The organism is Candidatus Limimorpha avicola (genome assembly GCF_056978975.1).
The window spans coordinates 14311-38487 of sequence record NZ_DBMCYK010000023.1 but is presented as its reverse complement, the minus strand read 5'-3'; the positions used below and the strand labels follow the sequence as shown (position 1 = coordinate 38487).

Genomic DNA, 24177 nt, shown 5'->3' with positions numbered 1-24177 from the left:
ATTGCAAAAATAGAAAAAATTTCATGTATTGATACATCAAATAATGAAATATTTATTTACAATATGCGTTAATTTGTTATTTTTACACGATTTTTATCAGTAATGAAGGTGCAGTTCAAAATAACATTTTGTATATTGTTGTTAACCACTCATTTTTGTCTTATAGGACAAAACAGAGAGAAGGCTGTACTCGATTACATAGAAAAATATAAAGATTTTGCCATGTTGGAGATGCAGGAATACAAAATACCGGCATCCATCACGTTGGCGCAAGGCATTTTGGAATCAGGACGAGGCACAAGCGAACTTGCACGTAAAGGAAACAATCATTTCGGAATAAAATGCCACAACGACTGGAAAGGTAAAAGAATGTATAAAACCGACGATGCTCCCAACGAATGTTTCAGAGTATATAACAATGCCTCCGAATCCTATCGCGACCATTCCAAATTTCTCGCTGAAGGCACACGTTATGCTTTCCTTTTCGAACTTAAAATCACCGACTACAAAGGTTGGGCAAAAGGTCTAAAAAAAGCAGGTTACGCCACATTTCCCGCATACGCCAATGTCTTGATAAATCTCATAGAAAATTATGACTTGACTCAATATGACCAAATGGTGATAAAAGGAAAATTCGATTCGAAAAAAGTCAAGGAAAAGATAAAAAATGACACAAAAAACAAATCCAACAATGTTTCTTTTCAAAGTAAGGTAAAAACAAAAGTAAAAAAAGAAAACAAATTCTCCGCACCTCCTTCTGAATTTGAAATTGTCGGCAAGACTTCAGACGGCAGATACATACGTAGCAACAACAACGTAAAATTCATTTACGGCAAAGAAGGAGAAGACGTTTTTTATGTAGCGGAAATGTTAGGCATATATGACTATCAAATCATTAAATATAACGACCTTGGCAAACGGAGAGTATTGAAAGACAATGAGATTATTTATATTGAACACAAAAAAAACAAAGCTGCCAAAGGATACTATTCACATACCATCAAACAGGGAGAGACATTATCTCATGTGTCGAGAACATACGCCATTAAATTAAATAAATTATTTAAAATGAATAATTTAGATGAAAATTCAATATTGAGCATTGGACAAGAGATAAGATTAAGATAATATTTATTACAAATAGTGTCACATCATTTTCAACACACAGAAATTAAATGATAGTGACATTATTTCAGAGCGATGTTTTCTATAAGTAAAAAAACATTATCTTTGCATTTTCTTTGGTCCCGTAGTCTAATGGATAGAATTAAGGATTCCGGTTCCTTCGGTCCGGGTTCGAGTCCCGGCGGGATCACAAAATGTTGCGCATCAAAATAAAAATTTGACGCGCAACATTTATCATAAAATATAAAATTAAATATTTATTATCCTATTAATCAAAGTTTTACGATAAAATTACTCATTTGATTTTATAGTTACATCAATAGCACCGACACCGAATTTCAACACTGAAGCCATTTTGTTTGACGTATTGTGATAATTCTTCAACTCCTCCACTATAGCATTTTTCAAAACGCCGTTACCAACGCCATGAATAAACGTCACCTTATCATAATCATTGGCGATAGCACTCTCCAACATCTGTTTGAAATAATTAATCTGCACCCTGAAAATATCATTACTCGACATGCCGAGAATGTTATCGACAAGTTCGCCGATATGAAGGTCCACCACTGCCTCGCCTGGTGCTGTCTGATGTTTGTCTATTGCAGCCTTTGTTTTTTTCAGTTCTTGTGGCACCACAGTAATATCTTTACCCTCTTTAAGTCTTGCGACGAAATCGTCCTCAGAACCTTTCAACGCAACAAGGGTAGAGAGGCATATCATTACTGTTTTCTCCCCCAAAACACCGGATTCCACATAACTGCCTTCCTTAAAGAATCTGTTTACCCTGAACGAAAAAGGTGCATGTAAGGGATGATACACAAAATCGATATCATCCTGACACAACACCATCTGAACGAGACCATTACACCAATATTCTATATCATCACGTGATATAGTCTCTATCAAAACTTTGGAAAAAGGCTCAATACTTCCGTAATCCACGTTGGATAATTTACCTTTTTCCTTGATATTGAATGAATAGAGCACATCTGCAGGAGTATTGTTCACAATAAAAATATCGAGTACACCTGTCAATATCCATTGTTGATCCTGAGGGACAAAAGCGAGATACAAACCCTCTTCTTCAGCATTCCTGCCATGACGACGGATAGCAGTCCTGCGTGCAGAATCAGACATCTCCGTCTCAACAATCTGCTTTTCCTGAATTTCTTTCTGTGTTTTATCGACATTTTCCTGCCGATAATCCGGTTGCGAACGATAATCCAAAACAAGTTCACTCATTAGACACGGAATGTTAAAACCTTCTTCAATAGACACCTCTGCCATTCTTGTATCTATAATCTTAGTAATAACACCTCCTCCTTTATCATTCAGAAAGTTAACCTTATCTCCAACCTTAAATTTTTCCATATAAACATATTTTTTGCAAAATTACATATTTTCAAGAAACGGCATTACTGAACATCGACATTAATGACGATTTTCCATTGATTCTACTCAACATTTCACAATTGCAATTCTCGCCATAAAGCTATATCTTTGCATCGCAAATGACAATAACATGTACAGCGAAAGAAGAAGATATAACAGTTACAACTCTTATTTTGAGAATATTTTTGGAGGAAGGGCACAGAAAATCAGCATAGATGCCGGGTTTAACTGCCCCAACCGTGATGGTAAAATAAGTACAGAAGGCTGTTCTTTTTGTCGTAACGATGCTTTCAACCCTTCTTATTGCAACAAAACAAAACCGATAGTACAACAAATTGAAGAGGGTATTGAGTTCCATAAAAAAAGATATCGTCGTGCCAAAGCATATCTTGCTTATTTTCAACCATACAGCAACACTTACAAGTCTGTTGACGAACTGTTTAATATATATAATGAAGCATTATTCCATGAGAGTATTGACGGCATAGTGATAGGCACACGTCCCGATTGCATAGATGATGAAAAACTCACTATGCTATCTGAAATACAAAAACATCATTATGTCATGATAGAATACGGCATAGAGTCAGTTTATGATACCACATTGAAACGTATCAACAGAGGTCACGACTATGCTGTCACTCAAAAAACAATAGAAAAAACACACCGTTATGGCATTCCATGCGGAGGGCATTTAATATTCGGATTGCCCGGAGAAACAAGAGAGATGATGCTCAATGCCGCTCATATCATATCATCGTTACCTCTCACAACGATAAAACTCCATCAGCTGCAAATCTTCAAAGACACTCCACTTGCCTTGGAATATATCAATAATCCAGATGATTTTCAACTATTTACAATTGATGAATATATCGAGTTCATCATAAGTTTTGTCGAACGGCTAAATCCGGATTTTATAATAGAAAGATTTGCCGGGGAAGTACCGCCTCGTTATCTTGTCACTACTCCTTGGATAAACCTGCGTTATGACAGAGTGCTGTCATTAATAGAAAATGCCATGACAACACGGAACACATTTCAGGGAAGACTATACGAACCAACGAAACAATGACATTATGTATATAAAATCCAACACTCTTTTCAAAGACTCAAGTCCGGAGTCCATTTTTGACAGAATAAAAAGGCCTTTCATCATAGCCGACCATCTTTTAACCCCTGACAATATGGGTTCCATGATACGATTATCAGATAACATAGGGGCTTCGGAAATATGTTTCTTAGGCATCTGTCCAACCAATCACATCAGCAGAGTACGCAAGACAGCAGCAAGCAGCAAAGATAACATCAGATGGTACTTCACTGAAGAAAACGATTTAAAAAAGATTATACCGGACGGAAAGAAAATAGTTGCCATAGAAACTGCAGACAATGCCCAAAATCTATACGAATGTGAATTGCCTGAGGATGTAGCCTTTGTTGCCGGCAATGAGAGTCACGGCATTAGAGAAGAGATACTGGAACAATGCGACATGGTGGTTTATATTCCCGTACCAGGTCCCACCCGCTCGCTCAACGTTAGTCATGCAACAGCAGTGGTTTTATTTGAATGGCAAAGACAAATGCTTACTAAATTAAAAGATGACATTCTTAACACCACAAAATAACAATAACTGTAATTCTTAGCTCTAATTATTCATGAAAACTAAACTCATATACATAAAAATCAAGTATTGGGTTTATATTTTTATACTGATAATCAACATATTTACAATAATTTAATATATTCAAATTAAGTTCAATATATATGTAGAAACGCTATATTATGGCGTCTCTACAATATGTTCATAAAATAACATTAGTGTCTCAAGTAATTATATCTATATAAATATTCCACAGAAAGACTTTTAGCGAACAACAATATAAAAAAATAAGGCTGACATAACATCAGCCTTATTTATTAATTTACAAAAATTATCATTATTCTGAAACGACTACTCTTTGTACAGAACTATTACCTTCATTATTTACAATATTGAAGAAATAAACGCCGGCGCCATATTGACTCATGTTGATTTCATTAGAAGCATTGTCCATTCTAACAACATTAACCAATTGACCTACAGAATTGTAAATAGCCACGCAGTTGATATTATCACCTTCTATCTTAACAACAGACATTGTCGGATTAGGATAGATATTATATTGGTTAGCTGCATTTTCATCAACTGCAACACCATTGATATTCATTGTCACAGGGATAATGATTTCCGGATTGTCAGTATCATTGGTCTTGATATATACATTTGCATTGTAAGTACCAATTTCCATAGCTATTGAGTTCAAACTCAATGTAACAGTTTCCTGTTGACCTGCCGAAATAGAACCAGCTCTCTTATCCATTGATGCCCATGTACCAGGAACCACTGAACCTTGGCAAGTCACACGAATATTATGGTTGCCATAGGTACTTGAAGCACCTTCATTAAGTGATGACCAAGCACCATTATTTATACGATACATATCACCATAAGGAACAGGAGTCATGCCGTCCATTGAGATAGGATAACCACCTGGAGCCTGCTGATATTCAACAGTAGCCCATACGTCATAACCTGTCAACGGTATAGGTGTATCGAAAGTAACAGTATTCCAGTCACCTTCAATAATCTGAGCTGCCGGAAGAACTTTCTCTGCAAGAAGTTCACCAGGACTATCATATAATCCTTGTTCATAAATACGGAATGTAAGGTCTCCGGTAAAACCAATAGTCTGAGTATTTTCAGTAACCATTGCATAATATTGCATACTTACGATATCCATACCCATTACAGCACCTGCATACGATGAAGCAGAGAACATAGCACCTACCTCAATCAAAGGATCATTTGATGTAAAGCCAACACCTGATTGAGGGTCTCCATCATAATGAATAACCTGTTGAGATGAACCGCCGGCACCTGCACCATAGTCAACCCATGCAACCCAGTCACCGATACTTGTACCTTCATTAGTAATGTTGAATTCTGTTGTTATATATTCATCAGGTTCAATGTCCATTGCTATTTCATCAACGTCAACGTTCATTATCGGGAATGTATCTCCGCCCACATTTGTGAATGTGACATTGTCAACATAGTATGTTGACGTTGCAGCATCCTCAGGTGGGAAGAAATTCATTGCATCGAGTTTACGTCCGACTTGAGCTTCGCCGAAGCTGTCCCAACTCCATACCCATGTATGAATCTCTTCATCATTGATTTTGAAAGTTGCCTGGTCATTATCGGTATCGACAAGTACTTCTATATGCATCCATTCATCATAGACACATGTAAAAGTTGCAGCTGAATTAGCAGCAGCATGGATCATACCTTGTCCCGGAGCAGGTGTAGAATTCTGACCATCATTTGTCAAGTGGAAATAAATCTGAGCTCCCCACGTACTGTTAGTACCGTTAAAATTGTGTAACAAATTGAAATAGGCATTCTTGCCTTCCGGAACATACAGATCGAATTCTATTGAATAAGAACCTGTTTCTTTTCCACCGAACAATACGACTTGGTCATTTCCATATTCCAATTTAAGAGAGTTACTGCCGGAACCGGCTTGTTCATTGCTAATAACACCATCTTCTGCAGAACCCGGGTTCATCGACCATGTTGTCCAAGGCTCGCCATAGGTTTCAGCTACTTTATCTCCTGATTGTGCATCGTCAAAGTTAAAGCTGAACTCCTGTGCAAATACGTTGCTGCATAAAAAAATGGCAGCAAACATCATTGAGAGTAAACTTACTTTTTTCATAAGATTAAAAAATTAATTACTACAAATATTAACTGCTTGCAAATTTATACTTTTTTTTTAATCCATGTATCATTTTGTACATTTTTTTTATATTTTTTACACCTTATTATTAATGCGGGCATTTACAACGTTTTTTGATTTTGAAGATTTAAAGTCTTCATAATAATTTTTAATTTTGCATTAAAAATATTTAGCAATGGCTATCAAGCATATATTTTTCGATTTGGACAACACCTTATGGGATTTCGACTGCAGTTCCATGATAACCTTTCGACAACTTTACAATGAGTTCAAACTCAAAGAATCCGGTATTCCCAATGCAGAACAATTTCATCATGTTTATATGGGATACAATGACGACTTATGGGATTTATACCGTAAAGGTCTTATTGACAAGTCATTTCTAAAAACGGAAAGATTTCGTTTGCCACTTGCCGATTTCGGCATTAATGACATCCGTCTTTCCCACGATATGGGAGAATATTATACCACATACGCTCCACACAATGTTGCCCTCGTAAACGGCGCAATAGATGTTCTCGACCATCTAAAACAACATTACCATATTCATCTTATCACCAACGGCTTTGCAGATGTACAAAAGATAAAGATACACGATTCCGGTATTGAAGACTACATTGACAGCATGACAGTATCGGAAGAAATAAACATCAAAAAGCCGGATACAAGACTTTTTTATCATGCTCTCAACAAAGTATCCGCAAAAACAAATGAAAGCATTATGATCGGTGATGACTTGGAAATAGACATATTACCTGCCAAATCGATAGGGATGTCTCAGATTTATTTCAACAAAAAACATTTGCTGCATGATGAAGACGTCGATTATGAGATAGACGATCTATTATCCATAAACAATATTCTGTAATTATCATTTAAGATATGCGAGCACCGACATTTGTCCTCTGACGACATCAAAAAGTTTTACATTTATCTCTGCATCCAAAGGCAAGAAGAAATCCACCCTACTGCCAAAACGTATCATACCGAACTCTTTCCCCACCTCGGCGACAGTTCCCACCTTGGCATGCCATACAATACGACGTGCCATGACACCTGCAATCTGACGGAACAGCACTTCCCGCCCCTTATCGTCTTTGACAACAAAAGTATTACGTTCGTTAAACTCAGAAGACTTAGGATTGATGGCGAACATCTTCTTACCCGGATGATAACGATGATAAGTAACTACACCATCCATAGGAAACCAATTCACATGCACATCATAAGCAGACATAAAAACCGACACCTGTATTCTTTTATCATGAAAGTACTCATTCTCATCTGTCTCTTCTATCACCACCACGGTACCATCGGCAGCAGACACTACAGCATTATCCTCTTTGGTGACAATTCTTTTCGTAGGCACTCTGAAAAACAACACTGTCCAAATCACAAACCCGGTAAAAACAGCTGTCAACAGCAGATTCAGCCATAAAAAAGGAGAACACAACCAATTTATCAGCAATATTGCAAACACAGCCAACAATATGACGGTAAAAATAATACCATAACCCTTTTTATGAATATACATAATATTACATAATTATCATTAAATAAACAAACAAGAATGGTACAGCCATAAAGGTAGCATCGAATCTATCCAATATACCTCCATGACCCGGTATTAAACTGCCTGAATCCTTAACACCCGCCTCGCGTTTGAGCATCGATTCGCACAAATCACCCAAACTGCCGAACACAACAATTACAACTGCCATGCCAATCATCACAATATCAGGCAATAATTGCAAAAGATACCTATTGACAAAATAAGCCGCCGCCACAGTAAACAACAATCCTCCGACACTGCCTTCTATCGTCTTCTTGGGCGATATACGGGGAAACAACTTATGTCTCCCAATCATAATACCTGTCAGATACGCAAAAATATCATTGATCCATATCAATGAAAAAATAACAATTATCAGAATGTTATTATCTACAACGTCAACAATGCCATTATGCAGAAACATCAACAATCCTGAAGGCAAGGCGACAAACAAGACAGAAGCCCAATTGTTGCTTGCTATATTAATAAATTTATCCTTTGCAGAAAACAAAGCAATAATAAATGTAACGAGCAACAACACTATAGCAAATACTGCATATTTAAAAGATATAATATGCCAGGCCATCGCAGTCATGAAAAGATACGACACAAAAGCCAATGTTACTGAAGACATTTTGCATACTGAAGATTCACCATGAGGCAACAACCCTGTCATCTCCAATGCCCCCTTAATGACAACAAAAGCCATAACAATAAAAAATGCCCAAGCATGCAACAACACACTCCCTAACACTATTATTACAAAAACAGCTCCGAATACAGTCCTTTTACAAAGCTCGTTCATCATGCTAATTTTGTGCAAAGTAACAAAAAAAAAATCAATTTATGAAATTCAAACCATCACATTATCAAAATTTCAATGCCACTCCAATGCCATAGCCATCAGAAAACGGTATAACTGTAAGATTATCAATATTTTTTAATCTATTATTAAATTTAGCCACTCCTCTTCCAATAAAATAGCCCAAGGCAGCGCCAAATAACACATCCGATGTCCAGTGTTTCATAGCTACAAGACGTTGACACGACACTAATGTTGCCAAGGAATAAGCTGTCACACCAACCCACACCTTATTATTATATATACCTGACACTGTCGCTGCCACGGCAAAAGCTCTTGCTGCATGCCCCGACACAAAAGATGTACTTGACAAGTCTGAAAAAGGACCATTCCATTGCATAGAGCCTACGCCTTCATCCGGACGAGCCCTACATGAAAGCACCTTAACACCGGCGACAGCCACCTCAGTAAATATCAACGTCTGTATGACTGCTAAAGATGCTGTCCTCAACCGACAATCTTTGTTGATGGCACTGATGGCATACATGCCAAAAGCTAATGGAAACAACACATACTCTTCTCCCAATATTCCAAAACCTCCAGAAATCGACTGAAAATTTTCACTGCAACTTGATTTAATGATATCGTTTATTTCATCATCAAAGGCAAACGACAATCCTGTTGCTGTCAAAACACCGGCTGTAACAACCCAGTCTTTCCAATCATAACGTGCCGGCTGAGATACCACCGACAAGCCACAATGCCATGAATCTTTAAGATACTTCTTGCTTAACAGCACATCGCATTTCTGCGCCATAACAATACTGGGCAACAAAACTGACATCAACAGTAATATCCATTTTCTCATGACGACTTTCTTATCCGATTATATCATCTTTTTTCTCCAATGATTTAGCCTCGTCCCAATCCTCTTCCATCTCATCGAGAGTCATGTTAAGAAGAGAACGACCATGTTCACGAGCCTTGTCTTCAATATAAGTAAAACGGTTTTTAAACTTCTTATTGGCACGTTCGAGAGCATCTTCGGGATTGACATGAATAAATCTTGCATAATTGACAAGAGCGAATATCAAGTCGCCGAATTCTTCTTCTATCTTATCTTTCTCAGAATCATTATCCACCTCATATACAAGCTCTTGCATCTCTTCTTTCACCTTAGCCCATACATCAGTGACATTATTCCAGTCGAATCCCACACCGGCAGCCTTCTCCTGCATACGATAAGCCTTTAACAATGACGGCAACCCGTTAGGCACGCCGGCAAGTACACTCTTCGTTCCCTCTTTCTGCAATTTTATCTTCTCCCAGTTATTAGAAACATCATCAGCATTTTTAACTACCACATCTCCAAAAATATGCGGATGTCTTATGATAAGTTTTTCGCATATACCATCCAAAACATCGGAAATGTCAAACAGTTGTCTTTCTTCTGCTATCTTGGAATAAAACACTATATGCATTATCAAATCCCCGAGTTCTTTTTTCACATCATCATAATCCGAAGCTATAATTGCTTCGCTCAACTCGAAAGTCTCCTCAATGGTAAGATGTCTAAGGCTGTCTATTGTTTGTTTCCTGTCCCAAGGACAGCCTTTGCGTAACTCGTCCATTATTTCAAGCAATCTCCTGAATGAATCCAACTTTTTATCCATATCACTTATTTTATCATGCAAAATTACATTATTTACATCTTTAATCATAAAAAAAATCATACATTTGTAAAATGAAAAACATTGTACAAACAAATAAAAAAGTACTCATTCTGTCATTACTATCAATACTTATCTGTAGCACACAAGTATCTGTAGCACAAGAAGACAGCAAAAAATCCAACAACTTTCAAATAGAGTTGCGTACAAATTACGGATTTTTCATTCATCATCATTTGGAGATGACAAGATTTCCAGCTCGTTTTCCTTCATTCGAACTGAGTTTTCAGCAAGCCACATACGGAAAAAAAGATTGGCAGGCATATTTCAACTATCCAATCATAGGTATTACAGCATATTATTCAAGTTTAGGAAACACCGATGTCATAGGACAGGCTGTAGCTTTATATCCTTTCATTAATTTTCCGTTTAACAAAAGCAAAATCAACACCGTCAGTTTCCGTTTCGGCGTAGGATTAGGATATCTCACAAAAAAATACGACAGACACGAAAATTTCCAAAACACCTCCATAGGTTCTCATTTCAACGCAGCCATTTCTTTAAGTTTGGAATACCGCCGACGCATAGCCAAACGTTACGACATAGCAGCATTCATCGGACTTACACATTTTTCCAACGGGTCCTCTCGCTGTCCGAACAATGGCATCAACATGGCACAATGCGGATTGTCGGCAGCTTGTCTTATCAATGAACCACAAGAATATATTCCAAAAAGATTATCTGACAATAAACAATATAAAAAATGGAATCTCAAAACAATGTCTTATTATTTCGGATTTTCATACAGTTTCAAAGATATAGACGAATGTATCGGCTACAACAAGACGTTCTCAGTTTATAATCTTTATGTCAATATTTTCAAACAAATCAGCAGACTTAACAAAATAGGTGTCGGATTAGATGTGGCATACGATACTTCCGACAAAACTGCACTTCTTTACGATGGAATATCATATTCTAATGATTTTCAATTAATTAAAACAGGCATCAATATTGCATACGAATTAATGATGGACAACACGTCTTTTATCATTAATATGGGTTACCATATTACAGGAAAAGAAATGGACGGAGGAAAGATATATCAAAAACTCAGTCTCAAACAAAATATTTCCAAACATCTGTTTGCATGTATAGGTCTGACGACGCACTTTGCAAGGGCAGATTACATAGGTTTTGGTTTGGGTTTTAAAATTAACTGATTATGAAGCAAATAACAATAATATCATTTATCCTTATCATTCTGTTGCAATTTACATCGTGTAAACGTGTTCCTTTGTCAACAGGCGAGATGACAACAGAAGTCAGACAACTCGAACATTTTTCCAAATTAAAATTATTCAATAATGTAAATGTCACAATAATGCCTTGCGATACTTTCATGATAGAAATCTCAGCAGGTAAGAATTTGATTAAAAACATTACATCAGAAGTCAACAACGACACTCTCATAATAAAAAACAACAACTTGTGCAATTGGTTAAGGGACTATGATTCTCCTGTCAATGCCACAATTTATCTAAAAAAACTGTATTATATTCATTATGAATCAGTTGGAGATTTAAAATGCAATAAACCATTGATAGACTGCAACAATAATTTTTATCTTTTTGTCGATGAAGGGAGTGGCAATATTGATCTTGAATTGTATTATAAAGATGTAACATTGTTCTTCGACGATGGCAGTTGTGTCATCAATATCGACGGATATGCAGACAACGCATATATCACGAACAAGACTTTCGGCATATTGGATGCCGGAGATTTACAGGCAAGATATGTCAACGTTTTATCAAACAGTCCCAACGAGACATATATTCACTGTATCAATACATTGACAGCCCAGATAATGAGTATAGGAAATATTTACTATCGCGGTACACCTGATAGCATTTCCGTAAACAAATCTTTCAATGCAAAAGGAGAACTTATACCTTATTAATATATACTATAGAAATATTTTTAAATGAGATTCAACGATACAGTTTAGTGTCATCATTAAACATAAAAATGGCAGACCATCGAAATCAAGAATCTGACAATCTGCCATTTCAAATAATAACAAACAATAGTTATATCATACAGTATCAATAAGCTTTAGCAAAAAGCACTCTTCTCTTCGAAGGATTACCTGAGTAGATACATTTACCATCTTCAAGGTCATCATCAAGAGGGATACAGCGCAAAGTAGCCTTTGTTTCCTCTTTGATTTTCAATTCAGTTTCAGTAGTACCATCCCAATGGGCATAAGCGAAGCCACCATTTTCTATGACAGCTTTAAACTCGTCCCAAGTATCAACTCTGAAAGTATTGGATTGACGGAACTCAAGAGCCTTTTTAAAGAGGTTATTTTGAATATCGTCGAGCAAGTCGATGATATGATTTTCCATATTCTCTTCCGAAACGACATTTTTCTCCAATGTGTCACGACGAGCGAGCTCCACTGTAGCATTTTCCACATCACGAGGTCCGGCAGCAAGACGTACAGGAACGCCTTTCATTTCCCATTCAGCAAATTTGAATCCTGGTTTCTGAGTATCACGGTCATCGAATTTAACACGAAGACCTTTATTTTCAAGACGTTGTTTCATACTTAAACAATAGTCCATCACCTGTTGTCTCTGTTCATCAGTTTTATAAATAGGAACAATAACGACCTCTATCGGAGCTATTTTAGGAGGTAACACCAAACCATTGTCATCAGAATGAGCCATGATAAGAGCACCCATCAGACGAGTAGATACGCCCCAAGAAGTTGCCCATACATATTCCAATTTGTTTTCTTTACTCAAGAATTTGACATCGAAAGCCTTAGCAAAATTCTGTCCGAGGAAATGAGATGTGCCAGCCTGCAATGCCTTGCCATCCTGCATCATGGCTTCAATACAGAAAGTCTCCACTGCGCCGGCAAAACGCTCATTGGCGGATTTGATACCACGTATCACCGGAAGAGCGAGATAATTCTCGGCAAAATCAGCATAAACGTCAAGCATTTTTCTTGCCTCTGCCATAGCTTCCTCTTTAGTGGCATGAGCAGTATGCCCTTCCTGCCATAAGAACTCGGCTGTACGAAGGAACAGTCGAGTACGCATCTCCCAACGTACCACATTAGCCCATTGATTCACAAGAATAGGGAGATCTCTATAACTCTTAATCCAATTGCGATAAGTATCCCAGATAATAGTCTCAGAAGTAGGTCTTACTATCAATTCCTCTTCAAGTTTAGCCTCAGGATCCACGACAACACCGGGACCGTCTGGATTTTTCTTAAGACGATAATGTGTCACTACCGCACATTCTTTAGCAAAACCCTCAACATGAGAAGCCTCTCTGCTGAAAAAACTTTTAGGGATGAATAAGGGGAAATAGGCATTGACATGACCGGTAGCCTTAAACATCTTGTCAAGAGCATCGTGCATGAACTCCCATATCGCATAACCATAAGGCTTGATAACCATACAACCTCTGACAGCAGAATTTTCGGCAAGCTCGGCTTTAGTTACCAAATCATTATACCATTGCGAGTAATTTTCTTTTCTTGTAGTTATTTCTTTTGCCATGATATTTTTTGGTATAAAATTTGTATTATTTTGCTTGCAAAATTACTATTTTTTTACTAATTTTACAACATCCAAAATGTATCACAATGAAAAGAAAAGTTTTTTTAATAATTGCCGGCATCATTATGCTAACTGCTTGTTCTACAAGCAATAATGTAATATACGATGATGCTTATTATTCACCTTATGACAAAACATCCGGTGACAATAGCACTTTGGTTACGTCAACTAACGGCACTTTTAACACTTCTGCCATAAACAGTAACGAGGCATACGATTATCAATCTTACTACACAGAAGACAATAATGATACAAATATCAAACCGGACCCTGTTTATGAAAAGACAGAATCTATTACTGACAGCACCGGTGTCGTTTACTCCACTACTGAGATTTACTATGATGAAGACTATGCTGACAGAATAAGAAAATTCGGCACACAGGCTTCATCAAATACCAGCTATTACGACGATGACTATTGCGATTACTATTGTGGTGGTTCGACAAACATCTACATAGGTACACCTTATTGGGGCTACTATCCATATTATTATTACGGATATCCATACTATGGTTTTTATTCTTCATGGTGGGCATGGAACTTTTATTATGACTGGTATTGGCCATATTACGGTTTCTATTATCCTTATTATCCGCATTATTGGTATTCATGGCCCGTTGCCAACAACCGTCCGCATTACGGTGGAGGTTATAACGGCGGTTATTCCGGAGGAGGATTGCATGTCACCAACAGAACAGGTTACCCCAACTCATTGGGAAGTATTGCCCGTACCAGCGAACGCCTGTCTTCAGGAACAAACAGACCTACAACGGTTAGCAACACTAGACAAAGCAGCGTTAACAGTGCAAGACCTTCGACAAGTGCTTCGAGACCTTCTTCCATAAGTGCTTCAAGGCCTTCTTCCGTCAGTACCTCAAGACCGACAAGAATCAGCAACGTCGAGAGTGCAAGACCATCAGCAAGCGAAAGAGTTTCCAATGCACAAAACAGATACAATAGAAGCTCAAGCAGCATTTCTTCATCAATAGAACGTAAGTCTTATACTCCGGCGAGCAGTAATCGTCAGGTACGTTCTAGTTCAGAATATGTACGTCCTTCGAATAATTTCAACAATAACCGCTCATCAGTACGTTCCTCAACATCAACACCTTCAAACAACAGCAGCATAAGGTCCAACACTACAACAAGAAACTACAATAGCGGTATAAGAAATTCATCCACTTCAACTATTAGAAGCAGTTCAACACGCAGTACATCAAGTGGAATATCAAGCGGCTCCCGTTCGGGTGGAAGCATATCAAGCGGTCGTTCGGGAGGCAGTATTGGCGGTGGCAGAAGATAACATTTATTATTTTGAGTTATGAAAAAACTTTTGATATTGACAATATTAATAGCACCCTTGTTCTTAAAAGGACAGGGGGTGCTTGACATTTACAACATCTCGACATCCAACTATCAGGGAACAGCAAAGAGTATGGCAATGGGAAATGCCATGGGTGCCGTAGGACAAGATTTCTCATCCATAGCCATCAACCCTGCCGGTGTGGCATTGTTCAGGAAACCTACTTTCACCATAACCCCAAGTTTATACAACACTTATACCAAGACAGAAATAAATGGCTCTGATTCATGGGATTCAAAATCCAAGATAAGTTTCAACAACATAGGTTATGTCTCAACCTTGTCAGCAAGAAATCATTCTTCATATTCTGACGTATGGGCTTTTGGTATGAACCGAGTCAACAACTTCAACAACAGAGTTTATACATCTTTTTATAATGGATACAACTCATTGGTTGACCCTTTCATCAACGAACTTATTGATTATCATATTACCGACGCCGATGAATTGAGTCAATTCTCGCCCGGTTATATCTATCCATTATGGCAGACATATCTTTTGGATTTCACTCCTGACGGTATCACATCGCCAATTCCTGTCGGAGGACTCACTCAAATCAGAGAAGTCAACACTTGGGGCGGCACCAATGAATGGAATCTTACATATGGTGCCAACATCAACGATAAAATATATTTCGGTCTGTCATTGAACATGCCATACCTATACAGTAAAAGAGCATCCAGTTACGGAGAGATTAACGAAAACGATACCCCAGACAACGATTTCAGAGAATGGTATCAGGACGAATCAGTATCTACTACTGGATGGGGATTCAATGTCAAAGCCGGTGTGATTGTTTATCCATTAAGATGGCTGCGCGTCGGTTTTGCATTCCACAGCCCGAGTATATACAATATCAGCGAAAGCTGGAGGACAGAGACCACATCGTATTTTGACAATGGACAATATTACGAACAATACAATTACAATACTCCAACAAATACCTACTCATATATAATGAAGACACCGGAACGCTATAATTTCAGCGCTGCATTTATATTCGGCAACTTCGGTATGATAACAGCCGACTATGAACTCGTCAATTACAAGAACATGCATGTAATGAACAGTAATGATTATGACTACAGTTATCTAAACAATGCAATAGACAACAACATGGCATTGACCGGTAATTTCAGGTTAGGTACAGAATGGAGATTTCAAAATTGGTGTGTAAGAGGCGGTTATTCGTATAATGGAAGTCCTTACGGGTTGTCATCAAATATTTTATCGTATAACTCATATTCGTTAGGTTTCGGTTATACATACAGATTATTCACCATTGACGTTGCATACGTTATCGCCGGAAAATACAATGAATATTACCTCTATTCACCATTTACTTCTTACACAATCATTGACGAACAAGGCAATCTTATTCCTAACAACGTGAAAGAAAGCACATTAGTAAATAATTTCATAGTAACGATGCGGTTCAGATTATTCTAACACATATATATCTGTCAAAAAATACAAAAACCGGGTTACATTGCATAATCCGGTTTTTTGTCATTAATTTTCATTGCCATTTGTCAAGATAATGTCATATCTACTATATTCAATCAGTTGTTTTGACTATTATATTGGTCGATAATATCTTCGTCAACAAGAATACGTCCACAATATTCACAAACGATAATCTTCTTATGCATTCTGATATCAAGTTGATGTTGTGGAGGTATTTTATTAAAACAACCCCCGCAAGCATCTCTTTCAATATGTACAACAGCCAAGCCATTACGTACACTTTTTCTGATACGTTTATAAGCGACAAGAAGACGGTCTTCAATAAGCTGTTCACTTTTCTTCGACAATTCCACCAAATCTTCTTCTTCTTTTTCTGTCTCGGCAATGATGGATTTCAACTCACTTTGTTTAAGTTCAAGGTCATTGCTTCGCTCTTTCAAACGAACCTTTGTATCTTCGAGAGCTAATTTAATATCATTGGTTTTATTAGTGCACTCTTTAGCTTTCTTCTCTGCAAGTTGTATGTTACATGACTGATATTCAATCTCTTTAGACAAAGAATCATACTCTCTGTTATTACGGACATTATTCTGCTGTTCCTCATATTTCTTAATAAGTTCAGCAGCTTCTTTCATCTCTATTTTATAATTAGAGATACTGTTAGCCAATCTTTGCAATTCATTATTATAATTTTCGATACGTGTTTGCAATCCGACTATTTCATCTTCAAGGTCTTGCACTTCCAAAGGCAGTTCACCTCTCACGATACGGATTTTATCTATCTTGGTATCTATCTGTTGCAAAGTATATAATGCAACCAATTTTTTCTCAACGGTAACTTCAATCTGTTCTTCGTTTTCGTTAACCTTGTTTTCTATATTCTCTGCCATATATAATGATAATTTGAATTATACGAAATAATTTATAGAGTTGGTATTAACTTCTGAAATCAAGACTGCAAAATTACTATTTTTTTTGATAATATAATCTGCAATTATGTCTTTTGCATACTGTTCTGTCTCGAAATGTCCTGCATCAACGAGCAAGATACGACCATCAGCATCGAAAAAGTCGTGATATTTAACATCTGCAGTGACATAAACATCTGCATTACAAGACATTGCATCAGGAAGCATAAAGAATCCCGAACCACCGCACAAAGCCACTTTTTTTACAGGTTTATTGAGAAAAGCCGAATGACGAAGTACAGTAGCATTAAGATTTTCTTTCACCATGGCAAGAAAATCTTTTTCCTCCATTGCTTCACCCAATAAACCGACCATACCACCGCCGACATTCTCATTTCTATCACATAGAGGAGACATATCATACCGAAAATCTGCCGAAGAAAAATGTTTTAACGCCGAAGTTATCACAGCAGCAGTCTCCTCTGAAACCACAACTTCCAAAGTCTTATTCATATAATATTCATTATCAGCATTATAAGAAAACACCTGTCCTTTCGGCTCATCACTCACATGATTATCTTCAAGCATTTTCTTCATATCTTCAAATATGTTATCTGTACAATGAACTATTATTTTAAACATTTTGCCCGTTACAGGTCTTAAAATATGCAAATCGCTCAATCCCAACTTCGTAGCGAGGCAATAACTGACACCAAGACTGCTGTTATCAAGATTGGTATGCATAGCCGCAATGGCAATATCCTTTTTAATAGCCTTAATAACAATTCTACCTACAGATGAAGAAGGATTGATACGTTTTAAGCCATTAAAGATAAAAGGATGATGGCTAATAATAAAATGGCATGACTTGCTTATTGCCTCATCGACAACATCTTCGGTGACATCCAAAGCCACCAACACCTTATCAACCATATTATTAGGGTCTCCTATAATCAAACCGGAATTGTCATAAGATTCCTGCCGGCTCAACGGTGCAATAGCAAGCACACAATTCAATATATCCGAAACTCGTTTCATAATAAAAATTTTGCTAATTTAGTATTTTTTTTGACACAAAACCCAACAATTGTTTTTTATTGTCAAACACAATAAAAAACGCTACTTTACGTTGTTAGGTGTACAATGAAAAAATTGTTGTTACCGATCTCATGGATATATTCCGTCGTATTATTCATAAGGCATAAACTTTATGACTGGAATATTTTACACTCAGAAGGTTGCGACAAACCATCGATATGCGTAGGCAATTTATCATTGGGCGGTACGGGGAAAACACCACATATAGAATATCTCATAGAACATTTATCTCCGACAAAACGTCTCTCGGTACTAAGCAGAGGGTACGGAAGGAAAAGCAAAGGTCTGGTGATTGCCAAAGAAGGCATGACATACAAAGACATAGGCGATGAACCATTCCAATATTTCACAAAATACAACAATATTACTGTTGCTGTTGACGAAAATCGCGTCGAAGGATGCAAATATTTGATAAACAATACCGATACCGAAGTTATACTTTTGGACGATGCCTATCAGCATCGTAAAATAATTCCAGGCCTTAATATCTTATTAACAGAGTTCTATAACATTTATCCCAAAGATTATTTGTTGCCTGCCGGCAAACTCAGAGACATACGATATGCAGCAAAACGGGCTGATATCATTGTCATAACCAAATCCCCCAAAGTACTCTCGCCTTTCATACAGAAAGACATCTTTAACAAGATAAAACCTTTACCTCATCAAAAGATTCTGTATTCTTATATCGATTTTTTGTCATTCAAACCGTTAAACAGTGCCGCTGCAAGTATTGCATTACAGAACATCAAGAGTGTTTTGCTATTCTGCGGCATTGCCAATCCCGTTCCTTTGGAAGAATATATCAAAGAAAATTACAATACTCTGAGTACCATTTATTTTAAAGACCACCACGATTTCAGTGAGTCTGATATAGATAATATCATAACAAATTATAACGATATGATAGGAAAGAACAAAATCATCATCACAACGGAAAAAGACGCCATGCGATTGATAAAATCTTCCTATCTTTGCAAATTCGAGAAGACACCATTATTCACTATACCAATAAAAGTGTCTTTTCACAAGAATGACAAACAAGTTTTTGACAATGAAATTTTGAGTTATGTTAGAAGAAATACTTAAAACCATAGATTATATACAAACCCGAACCGATGTAAAGCCGGAAGCAGGTATTGTTTTAGGGTCAGGCTTAGGAGGATTGACAAAAGAAATAGAGATAACATGTGAGATACCATATTCAGATATACCCAATTTTCCGGTATCTACAGTAGCCGGTCACAAAGGCAGCCTGTTGTTCGGTACACTCAACGGACGCAATATCGTTGCCATGCAAGGCAGATTTCATCATTATGAAGGTTACCGCACATCTGAAGTCACATTTCCAATTAGAGTGCTAAAGTATTTGGGTATCAAACTATTGATACTTTCCAATGCGAGCGGTGGCATGAATCCTGATTTCAAAGTAGGCGACATAATGTTCATCACTGACCATATCAATCTGCTGCCCAACCCTCTCATCGGTGCCAATGACGACAGGATTGGCAAACGTTTCCCTGAGATGAGCGAGGCATATAACAAAAATGTGTTACGACTTGCCGACAACATTGCCAATGAACTCGGCATTGAGGTTCAGCATGGTGTATATGTGGGAGATAGCGGTCCTTCGTATGAGACACCGGCAGAATACCACTACTACCGCACCATAGGAGGCGACTGCGTCGGTATGTCAACTACACCGGAAGTAATTGTGGCTCGCCATTGCGGACTACCGGTATTTGCCTTGTCAATAATAACTGACCTTGGAGGCAAAAATCTGGAATGCAAAGTGACTCATGAAGAGGTACTTATGGCTGCATCCAATGCTGAACCAAAGATGACAGCCATAATAAAAGAAATATTAAAACGCTTAGATACCATAGAGTTTTAGCGGCAACATGACAGATAAGAAGATATACTTCGTCACAGACTTTCATCTCGGCATTCCCACGTTAGAAGACAGTCACAGAAGAGAACTCATGCTGATTGACTTTCTCAACGAAATAAAAGACAGCACCGAGAAACTGTTTCTGATGGGTGATCTCTTCGATTTCTGGTTTGAATATAAAACGGTGATACCGCGAGGATATGTACGCTTGCTCGGCAAACTCGCAGAGTTTGTTGACAGTGGCATAGAAGTACATCTCTTTGCCGGCAATCATGACTTATGGACTTTCAACTATCTACAGAATGAAGTCGGGATATTATTGCACCGCGAGCCATCATGTATGATGCTGAAAGACAAGAAGTTTTTTCTCGTCCATGGTGACGGGTGCGGTCCTGGCGACAAAGGATACAAGTTCCTGAAACGAATATTTTCCTGCAAGTTAAACCAGTTTTTGTTCAAATTGATACATCCCGACTTGGGTATTGGCTTAGCGTTGCGATGGTCGCACAATCACAGAGTAAAAAAACTTCACAAAGAGTCGGTAAGTGACTATTATGCTGACATAGAGAATACGAGATTATACAAATACGCATTGGAGGAGAGTAAAAAAGATCCGGAGATAGACTTTTTTATTTTCGGGCATCAGCACAAGCCCATGCAATATAAAACAGGAAATCACGCTGTCACTACCGTTGTAGGCAATTGGCTGCGTGATTTCACATACGCTGAATTTGACGGGGAGACCGTCAAACTGTTAAAATACGAAAGTCATCAATTAAACAGCATGATAAGTTCAGCAAGACGGGAAGAATAACCCATCTCATTATCATACCAAGCCACCACTTTCACGAGTCTGTCACCGAGCACGGCAGTAAGTCCGGCATCGAAGATAGCTGAATGAGTATTGCCAATAATGTCAACAGAGACGATAGGGTCCTCTGTATATTGCAGTATGCCTTTCATAGGACCCTCAGCTGCCACTTTGAAGGCGGCATTAATATCTTCTATAGTAGCGTCATGCCGTAAAGTACAAGTCAAATCCGTCAAAGAGCCGTCTGCCACGGGGACACGAATGCCGGCGCCGCCGAGTTTGCCTTCAAGATGAGGAAAGATACGTGTGGCTGCTTTGGCAGCGCCTGTCGTCGTCGGCACTATGGAACAAGCTGCGGCACGACCACGACGCCAGTCTTTATGTGGTCCGTCAATAATGTTCTGATCTTTGGTATATGAATGTACCGTAGTTATAAATCCACATTCTATACCCCACCTCTCATCGAGAATCTTGATAAGAGGCGCAACATTGTTTGTAGTACAGGAAGCATTGGAGATAATTACATCCTCACGATGTATCACTTCGTCATTGACACCAAGTACCACGAAAGGAATATTGTCATTGACGCCTTTGGCAGGTGCCGAGATGATAACTTTCCGCGCACCGGATTCCTTAACATGCTTTATCGCCAATTCAGGATCGACAAAAAGTCCGGTAGATTCTATCACGATATCGATATTCATCTCTTTCCATGGCAATTTGCCCGGGTCCTTCTCATTAAGGACCTTTATACGTTGACCATTGACAATAAGGAAATTACCTTCAGAAGTGACAGTACCCGGGAAAACACCATGCACCGAATCATATTTCAAAAGATGCGCCAAATTAGGCACATCAGCCATGTCATTAACAGCAACGACTTCTATCTCAGGATGTTTCAACATTTGGGTAAAGCTAACCCTGCCTATACGTCCAAAACCATTGATAGCAACTCTTATTCTTTTCATATCCAATATTTTATAAAACCATAATGCTAAAACTAAAGATTGTACAAAAGTACAACAAAGTTTTAAAATTTATTCTCATAACCACTTCAAATAAACAAAAAACAAGACAAAATATGCAAATGAATTGCAAAGTTGAAATAGTTATGTATTTTTACATTTATTTGAATAAAAATATGTAAATTTACACCAAAATTTACAAACATGAATGAAATAAAGAATTACATCAAAGAGAACGAGAAACGTTTTTTGGAAGAATTATTCGGACTGATACGCATACCATCCATCAGTTCAGAGTCGTCTCACAAGCCTGACATGATAAAAGCCGCAGAATATTGGAGAGACAGCATTCTGGCTGCAGGAGCCGACAAAGCAGAGGTAATGCCTACAGAAGGCAATCCAATCGTTTATGGAGAGAAAATCATAGACAAGAATCTCCCTACAGTACTTGTTTATGGTCATTACGACGTCATGCCGGTTGACCCTATCGAGTTATGGAACACCGACCCGTTTGAACCGGTGATAAAAGATGGCAAAATATGGGCAAGAGGTGCCGATGACGACAAGGGACAGGCTTTCATGCATGCCAAAGCTTTCGAGACAATGGTAAAGACCGGCACCCTGACATGTAATGTAAAGTTCATGCTTGAAGGTGAAGAAGAGATTGGTTCAGGCAGTCTGTCAAAATGGATAGAAGAAAACAAAGACTTGGTAAAAGCCGACGTAATACTCGTATCAGACACCAGCATGATAGCATCCGACGTGCCATCCATCACCACAGGATTAAGAGGTTTGGCATATTGGGAAGTAGAAGTCACAGGTCCCAATGCAGACCTGCATTCCGGACTTTTCGGAGGTTCTGTGGCCAACCCGTTGAACACCTTATGCGAAATGGTTGCCGGTGTCATGGACAAGAACAATCACATCAACATACCGGGATTCTATGACGACGTAGTAGAAGCTTCGGCTAAAGAACGTGAGTTGCTCAACATGGCGCCATATAATGAAGATGAATACAAAGAGAGCTTAGGCGTCAAGGCGTTACGCGGAGAAGAAGGATATACTAAGATTGAACGTGTGGGAATACGTCCAACATTCGATTTATGCGGAATATGGGGAGGTTATACGGGTGAAGGCTCCAAAACGGTGTTGCCATCCAAGGCTTACGCCAAGATCTCATGCCGTCTTGTGCCAAACCAGGACCATGAGAAGATAGGCAAACTGTTCAAAGAATATTTCGAGAGCATTGCACCTGATTATGTCACTGTAAAAGTTACCACATTGCATGGTGGTGAGGCATACGGCTGTCCCATAGAAGTGCCGGCATACAAAGCAGCAGAACAGGCATTTCTCGACACATACGGCAAGTTGCCCATCCCAATGCGCAGCGGCGGCAGCATACCTATCATCTCTCGTTTCGAAAAAGTTTTGGGAATAAAATCCATACTGATGGGCTTCGGACTCGGCTCCGATGCCATCCACTCCCCCAACGAAAACTACCGCATCGACCATTTCTTCAAGGGAATAGAGACGATAATAGCATTCTATCAACATTATGCCAAAATGTAATCGACAAATATTGTCAATTTATTTTAAATGATATTCAAAAATCAAGGCTGATTCCATATCCGGATTTCAGCCTTTTTAATTTATCAATCATTTGGCAAATAAATCATGCATGATTCTTATATCCTGTATAAATAAC

22 protein-coding genes and 1 tRNA gene are annotated in these 24177 nt (G+C 38.1%); 13 read left to right on the top strand and 10 right to left on the bottom strand.

Translation table 11 applies throughout. The features are described 5' to 3' along the window. The first annotated feature begins 135 nt into the window (after positions 1 to 135). Both ACZOVS_RS09500 and ACZOVS_RS09495 read left to right on the top strand, forming a co-directional pair. Positions 136 to 1128: a glucosaminidase domain-containing protein gene (locus ACZOVS_RS09500; protein WP_483996993.1), complete on the top strand. Its 993-nt coding sequence runs from the start codon at positions 136 to 138 to the stop codon at positions 1126 to 1128. Between the two features lie 115 nt (positions 1129 to 1243). Then, positions 1244 to 1315 (top strand) — tRNA-Arg (locus tag ACZOVS_RS09495). Between the two features lie 101 nt (positions 1316 to 1416). On the opposite strand, the gene ACZOVS_RS09490 is transcribed toward ACZOVS_RS09495, so the two are convergent. Next, positions 1417 to 2499, bottom strand: coding sequence for a DUF2027 domain-containing protein (locus tag ACZOVS_RS09490; protein ID WP_483996992.1), 1083 nt, complete (start codon positions 2497 to 2499; stop codon positions 1417 to 1419). Between the two features lie 151 nt (positions 2500 to 2650). Here ACZOVS_RS09490 and mnmL point away from each other — a divergent pair, with 151 nt between their 5' ends. Together mnmL and ACZOVS_RS09480 are read left to right on the top strand one after the other, a co-directional pair. Further along, the gene (gene mnmL, locus ACZOVS_RS09485) at positions 2651 to 3595 is read left to right on the top strand and encodes a tRNA modification radical SAM protein MnmL/YtqA (RefSeq protein WP_483996991.1); all 945 of its coding nucleotides are present in this window, start codon (positions 2651 to 2653) and stop codon (positions 3593 to 3595) included. A 4-nt stretch (positions 3596 to 3599) separates the two neighbouring features. After that, complete coding sequence (locus ACZOVS_RS09480; protein ID WP_483996990.1) at positions 3600 to 4148, top strand: TrmH family RNA methyltransferase; 549 nt, start codon at positions 3600 to 3602, stop codon at positions 4146 to 4148. A 313-nt stretch (positions 4149 to 4461) separates the two neighbouring features. On the opposite strand, the gene ACZOVS_RS09475 is transcribed toward ACZOVS_RS09480, so the two are convergent. Further along, complete coding sequence (locus tag ACZOVS_RS09475) at positions 4462 to 6282, bottom strand: T9SS type A sorting domain-containing protein (protein WP_483996989.1); 1821 nt, start codon at positions 6280 to 6282, stop codon at positions 4462 to 4464. A 196-nt stretch (positions 6283 to 6478) separates the two neighbouring features. Here ACZOVS_RS09475 and ACZOVS_RS09470 point away from each other — a divergent pair, with 196 nt between their 5' ends. Continuing rightward, a complete protein-coding gene (locus ACZOVS_RS09470) occupies positions 6479 to 7171 on the top strand; it encodes a YjjG family noncanonical pyrimidine nucleotidase (RefSeq protein WP_483996988.1) in 693 nt (230 codons plus the stop codon). Between the two features lie 3 nt (positions 7172 to 7174). Here ACZOVS_RS09470 and ACZOVS_RS09465 read toward each other — a convergent pair whose 3' ends face one another. The 4 genes from ACZOVS_RS09465 to mazG all read right to left on the bottom strand — a co-directional run bounded on the left by ACZOVS_RS09465 (position 7175) and on the right by mazG (position 10330). Continuing rightward, positions 7175 to 7837 carry a phosphatidylserine decarboxylase family protein gene (locus ACZOVS_RS09465; protein ID WP_483996987.1) on the bottom strand — a complete coding sequence of 221 codons (663 nt, stop codon included), beginning with the start codon at positions 7835 to 7837 and terminating at the stop codon, positions 7175 to 7177. 4 nt (positions 7838 to 7841) lie between these two features. Next, the gene (locus tag ACZOVS_RS09460) at positions 7842 to 8660 is read right to left on the bottom strand and encodes a phosphatidate cytidylyltransferase (RefSeq protein WP_483996986.1); all 819 of its coding nucleotides are present in this window, start codon (positions 8658 to 8660) and stop codon (positions 7842 to 7844) included. Positions 8661 to 8724: 64 nt separating this feature from the next. Beyond that, positions 8725 to 9525: a phosphatase PAP2 family protein gene (locus ACZOVS_RS09455; RefSeq protein WP_483996985.1), complete on the bottom strand. Its 801-nt coding sequence runs from the start codon at positions 9523 to 9525 to the stop codon at positions 8725 to 8727. A 10-nt stretch (positions 9526 to 9535) separates the two neighbouring features. Next, positions 9536 to 10330, bottom strand: coding sequence for a nucleoside triphosphate pyrophosphohydrolase (gene mazG, locus ACZOVS_RS09450; protein WP_483996984.1), 795 nt, complete (start codon positions 10328 to 10330; stop codon positions 9536 to 9538). Positions 10331 to 10401: 71 nt separating this feature from the next. On the opposite strand from mazG, the gene ACZOVS_RS09445 reads away from it, so the two are divergent. Both ACZOVS_RS09445 and ACZOVS_RS09440 read left to right on the top strand, forming a co-directional pair. After that, the gene (locus ACZOVS_RS09445; protein WP_483996983.1) at positions 10402 to 11550 is read left to right on the top strand and encodes an acyloxyacyl hydrolase; all 1149 of its coding nucleotides are present in this window, start codon (positions 10402 to 10404) and stop codon (positions 11548 to 11550) included. A gap of 2 nt (positions 11551 to 11552) precedes the next feature. Next, the gene (locus tag ACZOVS_RS09440) at positions 11553 to 12290 is read left to right on the top strand and encodes a GIN domain-containing protein (RefSeq protein ID WP_483996982.1); all 738 of its coding nucleotides are present in this window, start codon (positions 11553 to 11555) and stop codon (positions 12288 to 12290) included. Between the two features lie 145 nt (positions 12291 to 12435). Here the strand turns inward: ACZOVS_RS09440 and proS are convergent, their stop codons facing one another. Next, entirely contained in the window at positions 12436 to 13908 is a 1473-nt protein-coding gene (gene proS, locus ACZOVS_RS09435) for a proline--tRNA ligase (RefSeq protein ID WP_483996981.1), read from the bottom strand. Positions 13909 to 13994: 86 nt separating this feature from the next. On the opposite strand from proS, the gene ACZOVS_RS09430 reads away from it, so the two are divergent. Together ACZOVS_RS09430 and ACZOVS_RS09425 are read left to right on the top strand one after the other, a co-directional pair. After that, complete coding sequence (locus tag ACZOVS_RS09430; protein WP_483996980.1) at positions 13995 to 15272, top strand: hypothetical protein; 1278 nt, start codon at positions 13995 to 13997, stop codon at positions 15270 to 15272. 18 nt (positions 15273 to 15290) lie between these two features. Beyond that, the gene (locus ACZOVS_RS09425; protein ID WP_483996979.1) at positions 15291 to 16781 is read left to right on the top strand and encodes an OmpP1/FadL family transporter; all 1491 of its coding nucleotides are present in this window, start codon (positions 15291 to 15293) and stop codon (positions 16779 to 16781) included. A 113-nt stretch (positions 16782 to 16894) separates the two neighbouring features. Here the strand turns inward: ACZOVS_RS09425 and ACZOVS_RS09420 are convergent, their stop codons facing one another. Continuing rightward, positions 16895 to 17689: a zinc ribbon domain-containing protein gene (locus tag ACZOVS_RS09420; protein WP_483996978.1), complete on the bottom strand. Its 795-nt coding sequence runs from the start codon at positions 17687 to 17689 to the stop codon at positions 16895 to 16897. A gap of 18 nt (positions 17690 to 17707) precedes the next feature. Continuing rightward, the gene (locus ACZOVS_RS09415; protein ID WP_483996977.1) at positions 17708 to 18745 is read right to left on the bottom strand and encodes a Nif3-like dinuclear metal center hexameric protein; all 1038 of its coding nucleotides are present in this window, start codon (positions 18743 to 18745) and stop codon (positions 17708 to 17710) included. Between the two features lie 105 nt (positions 18746 to 18850). On the opposite strand from ACZOVS_RS09415, the gene lpxK reads away from it, so the two are divergent. Genes lpxK through ACZOVS_RS09400 form a run of 3 tightly spaced genes read left to right on the top strand, consistent with a single transcriptional unit; the run spans position 18851 to position 21510 of the window. Continuing rightward, a complete protein-coding gene (gene lpxK / locus ACZOVS_RS09410) occupies positions 18851 to 19894 on the top strand; it encodes a tetraacyldisaccharide 4'-kinase (protein WP_483996976.1) in 1044 nt (347 codons plus the stop codon). Continuing rightward, on the top strand, positions 19875 to 20699 hold the full coding sequence (locus tag ACZOVS_RS09405; protein WP_483996975.1) for a purine-nucleoside phosphorylase: 825 nt from the start codon (positions 19875 to 19877) through the stop codon (positions 20697 to 20699). The genes lpxK and ACZOVS_RS09405 overlap by 20 nt, the downstream gene beginning before the upstream one ends. 7 nt (positions 20700 to 20706) lie before the next feature. After that, entirely contained in the window at positions 20707 to 21510 is an 804-nt protein-coding gene (locus ACZOVS_RS09400) for a UDP-2,3-diacylglucosamine diphosphatase (RefSeq protein WP_483996974.1), read from the top strand. Here ACZOVS_RS09400 and gap read toward each other — a convergent pair. Then, positions 21468 to 22475, bottom strand: coding sequence for a type I glyceraldehyde-3-phosphate dehydrogenase (gene gap / locus ACZOVS_RS09395; protein ID WP_483996973.1), 1008 nt, complete (start codon positions 22473 to 22475; stop codon positions 21468 to 21470). The genes ACZOVS_RS09400 and gap overlap by 43 nt on opposite strands. Positions 22476 to 22676: 201 nt before the next feature. Here gap and ACZOVS_RS09390 point away from each other — a divergent pair, with 201 nt between their 5' ends. Beyond that, positions 22677 to 24041 carry a dipeptidase gene (locus ACZOVS_RS09390; RefSeq protein WP_483996972.1) on the top strand — a complete coding sequence of 455 codons (1365 nt, stop codon included), beginning with the start codon at positions 22677 to 22679 and terminating at the stop codon, positions 24039 to 24041. Positions 24042 to 24177: the final 136 nt, after the last annotated feature.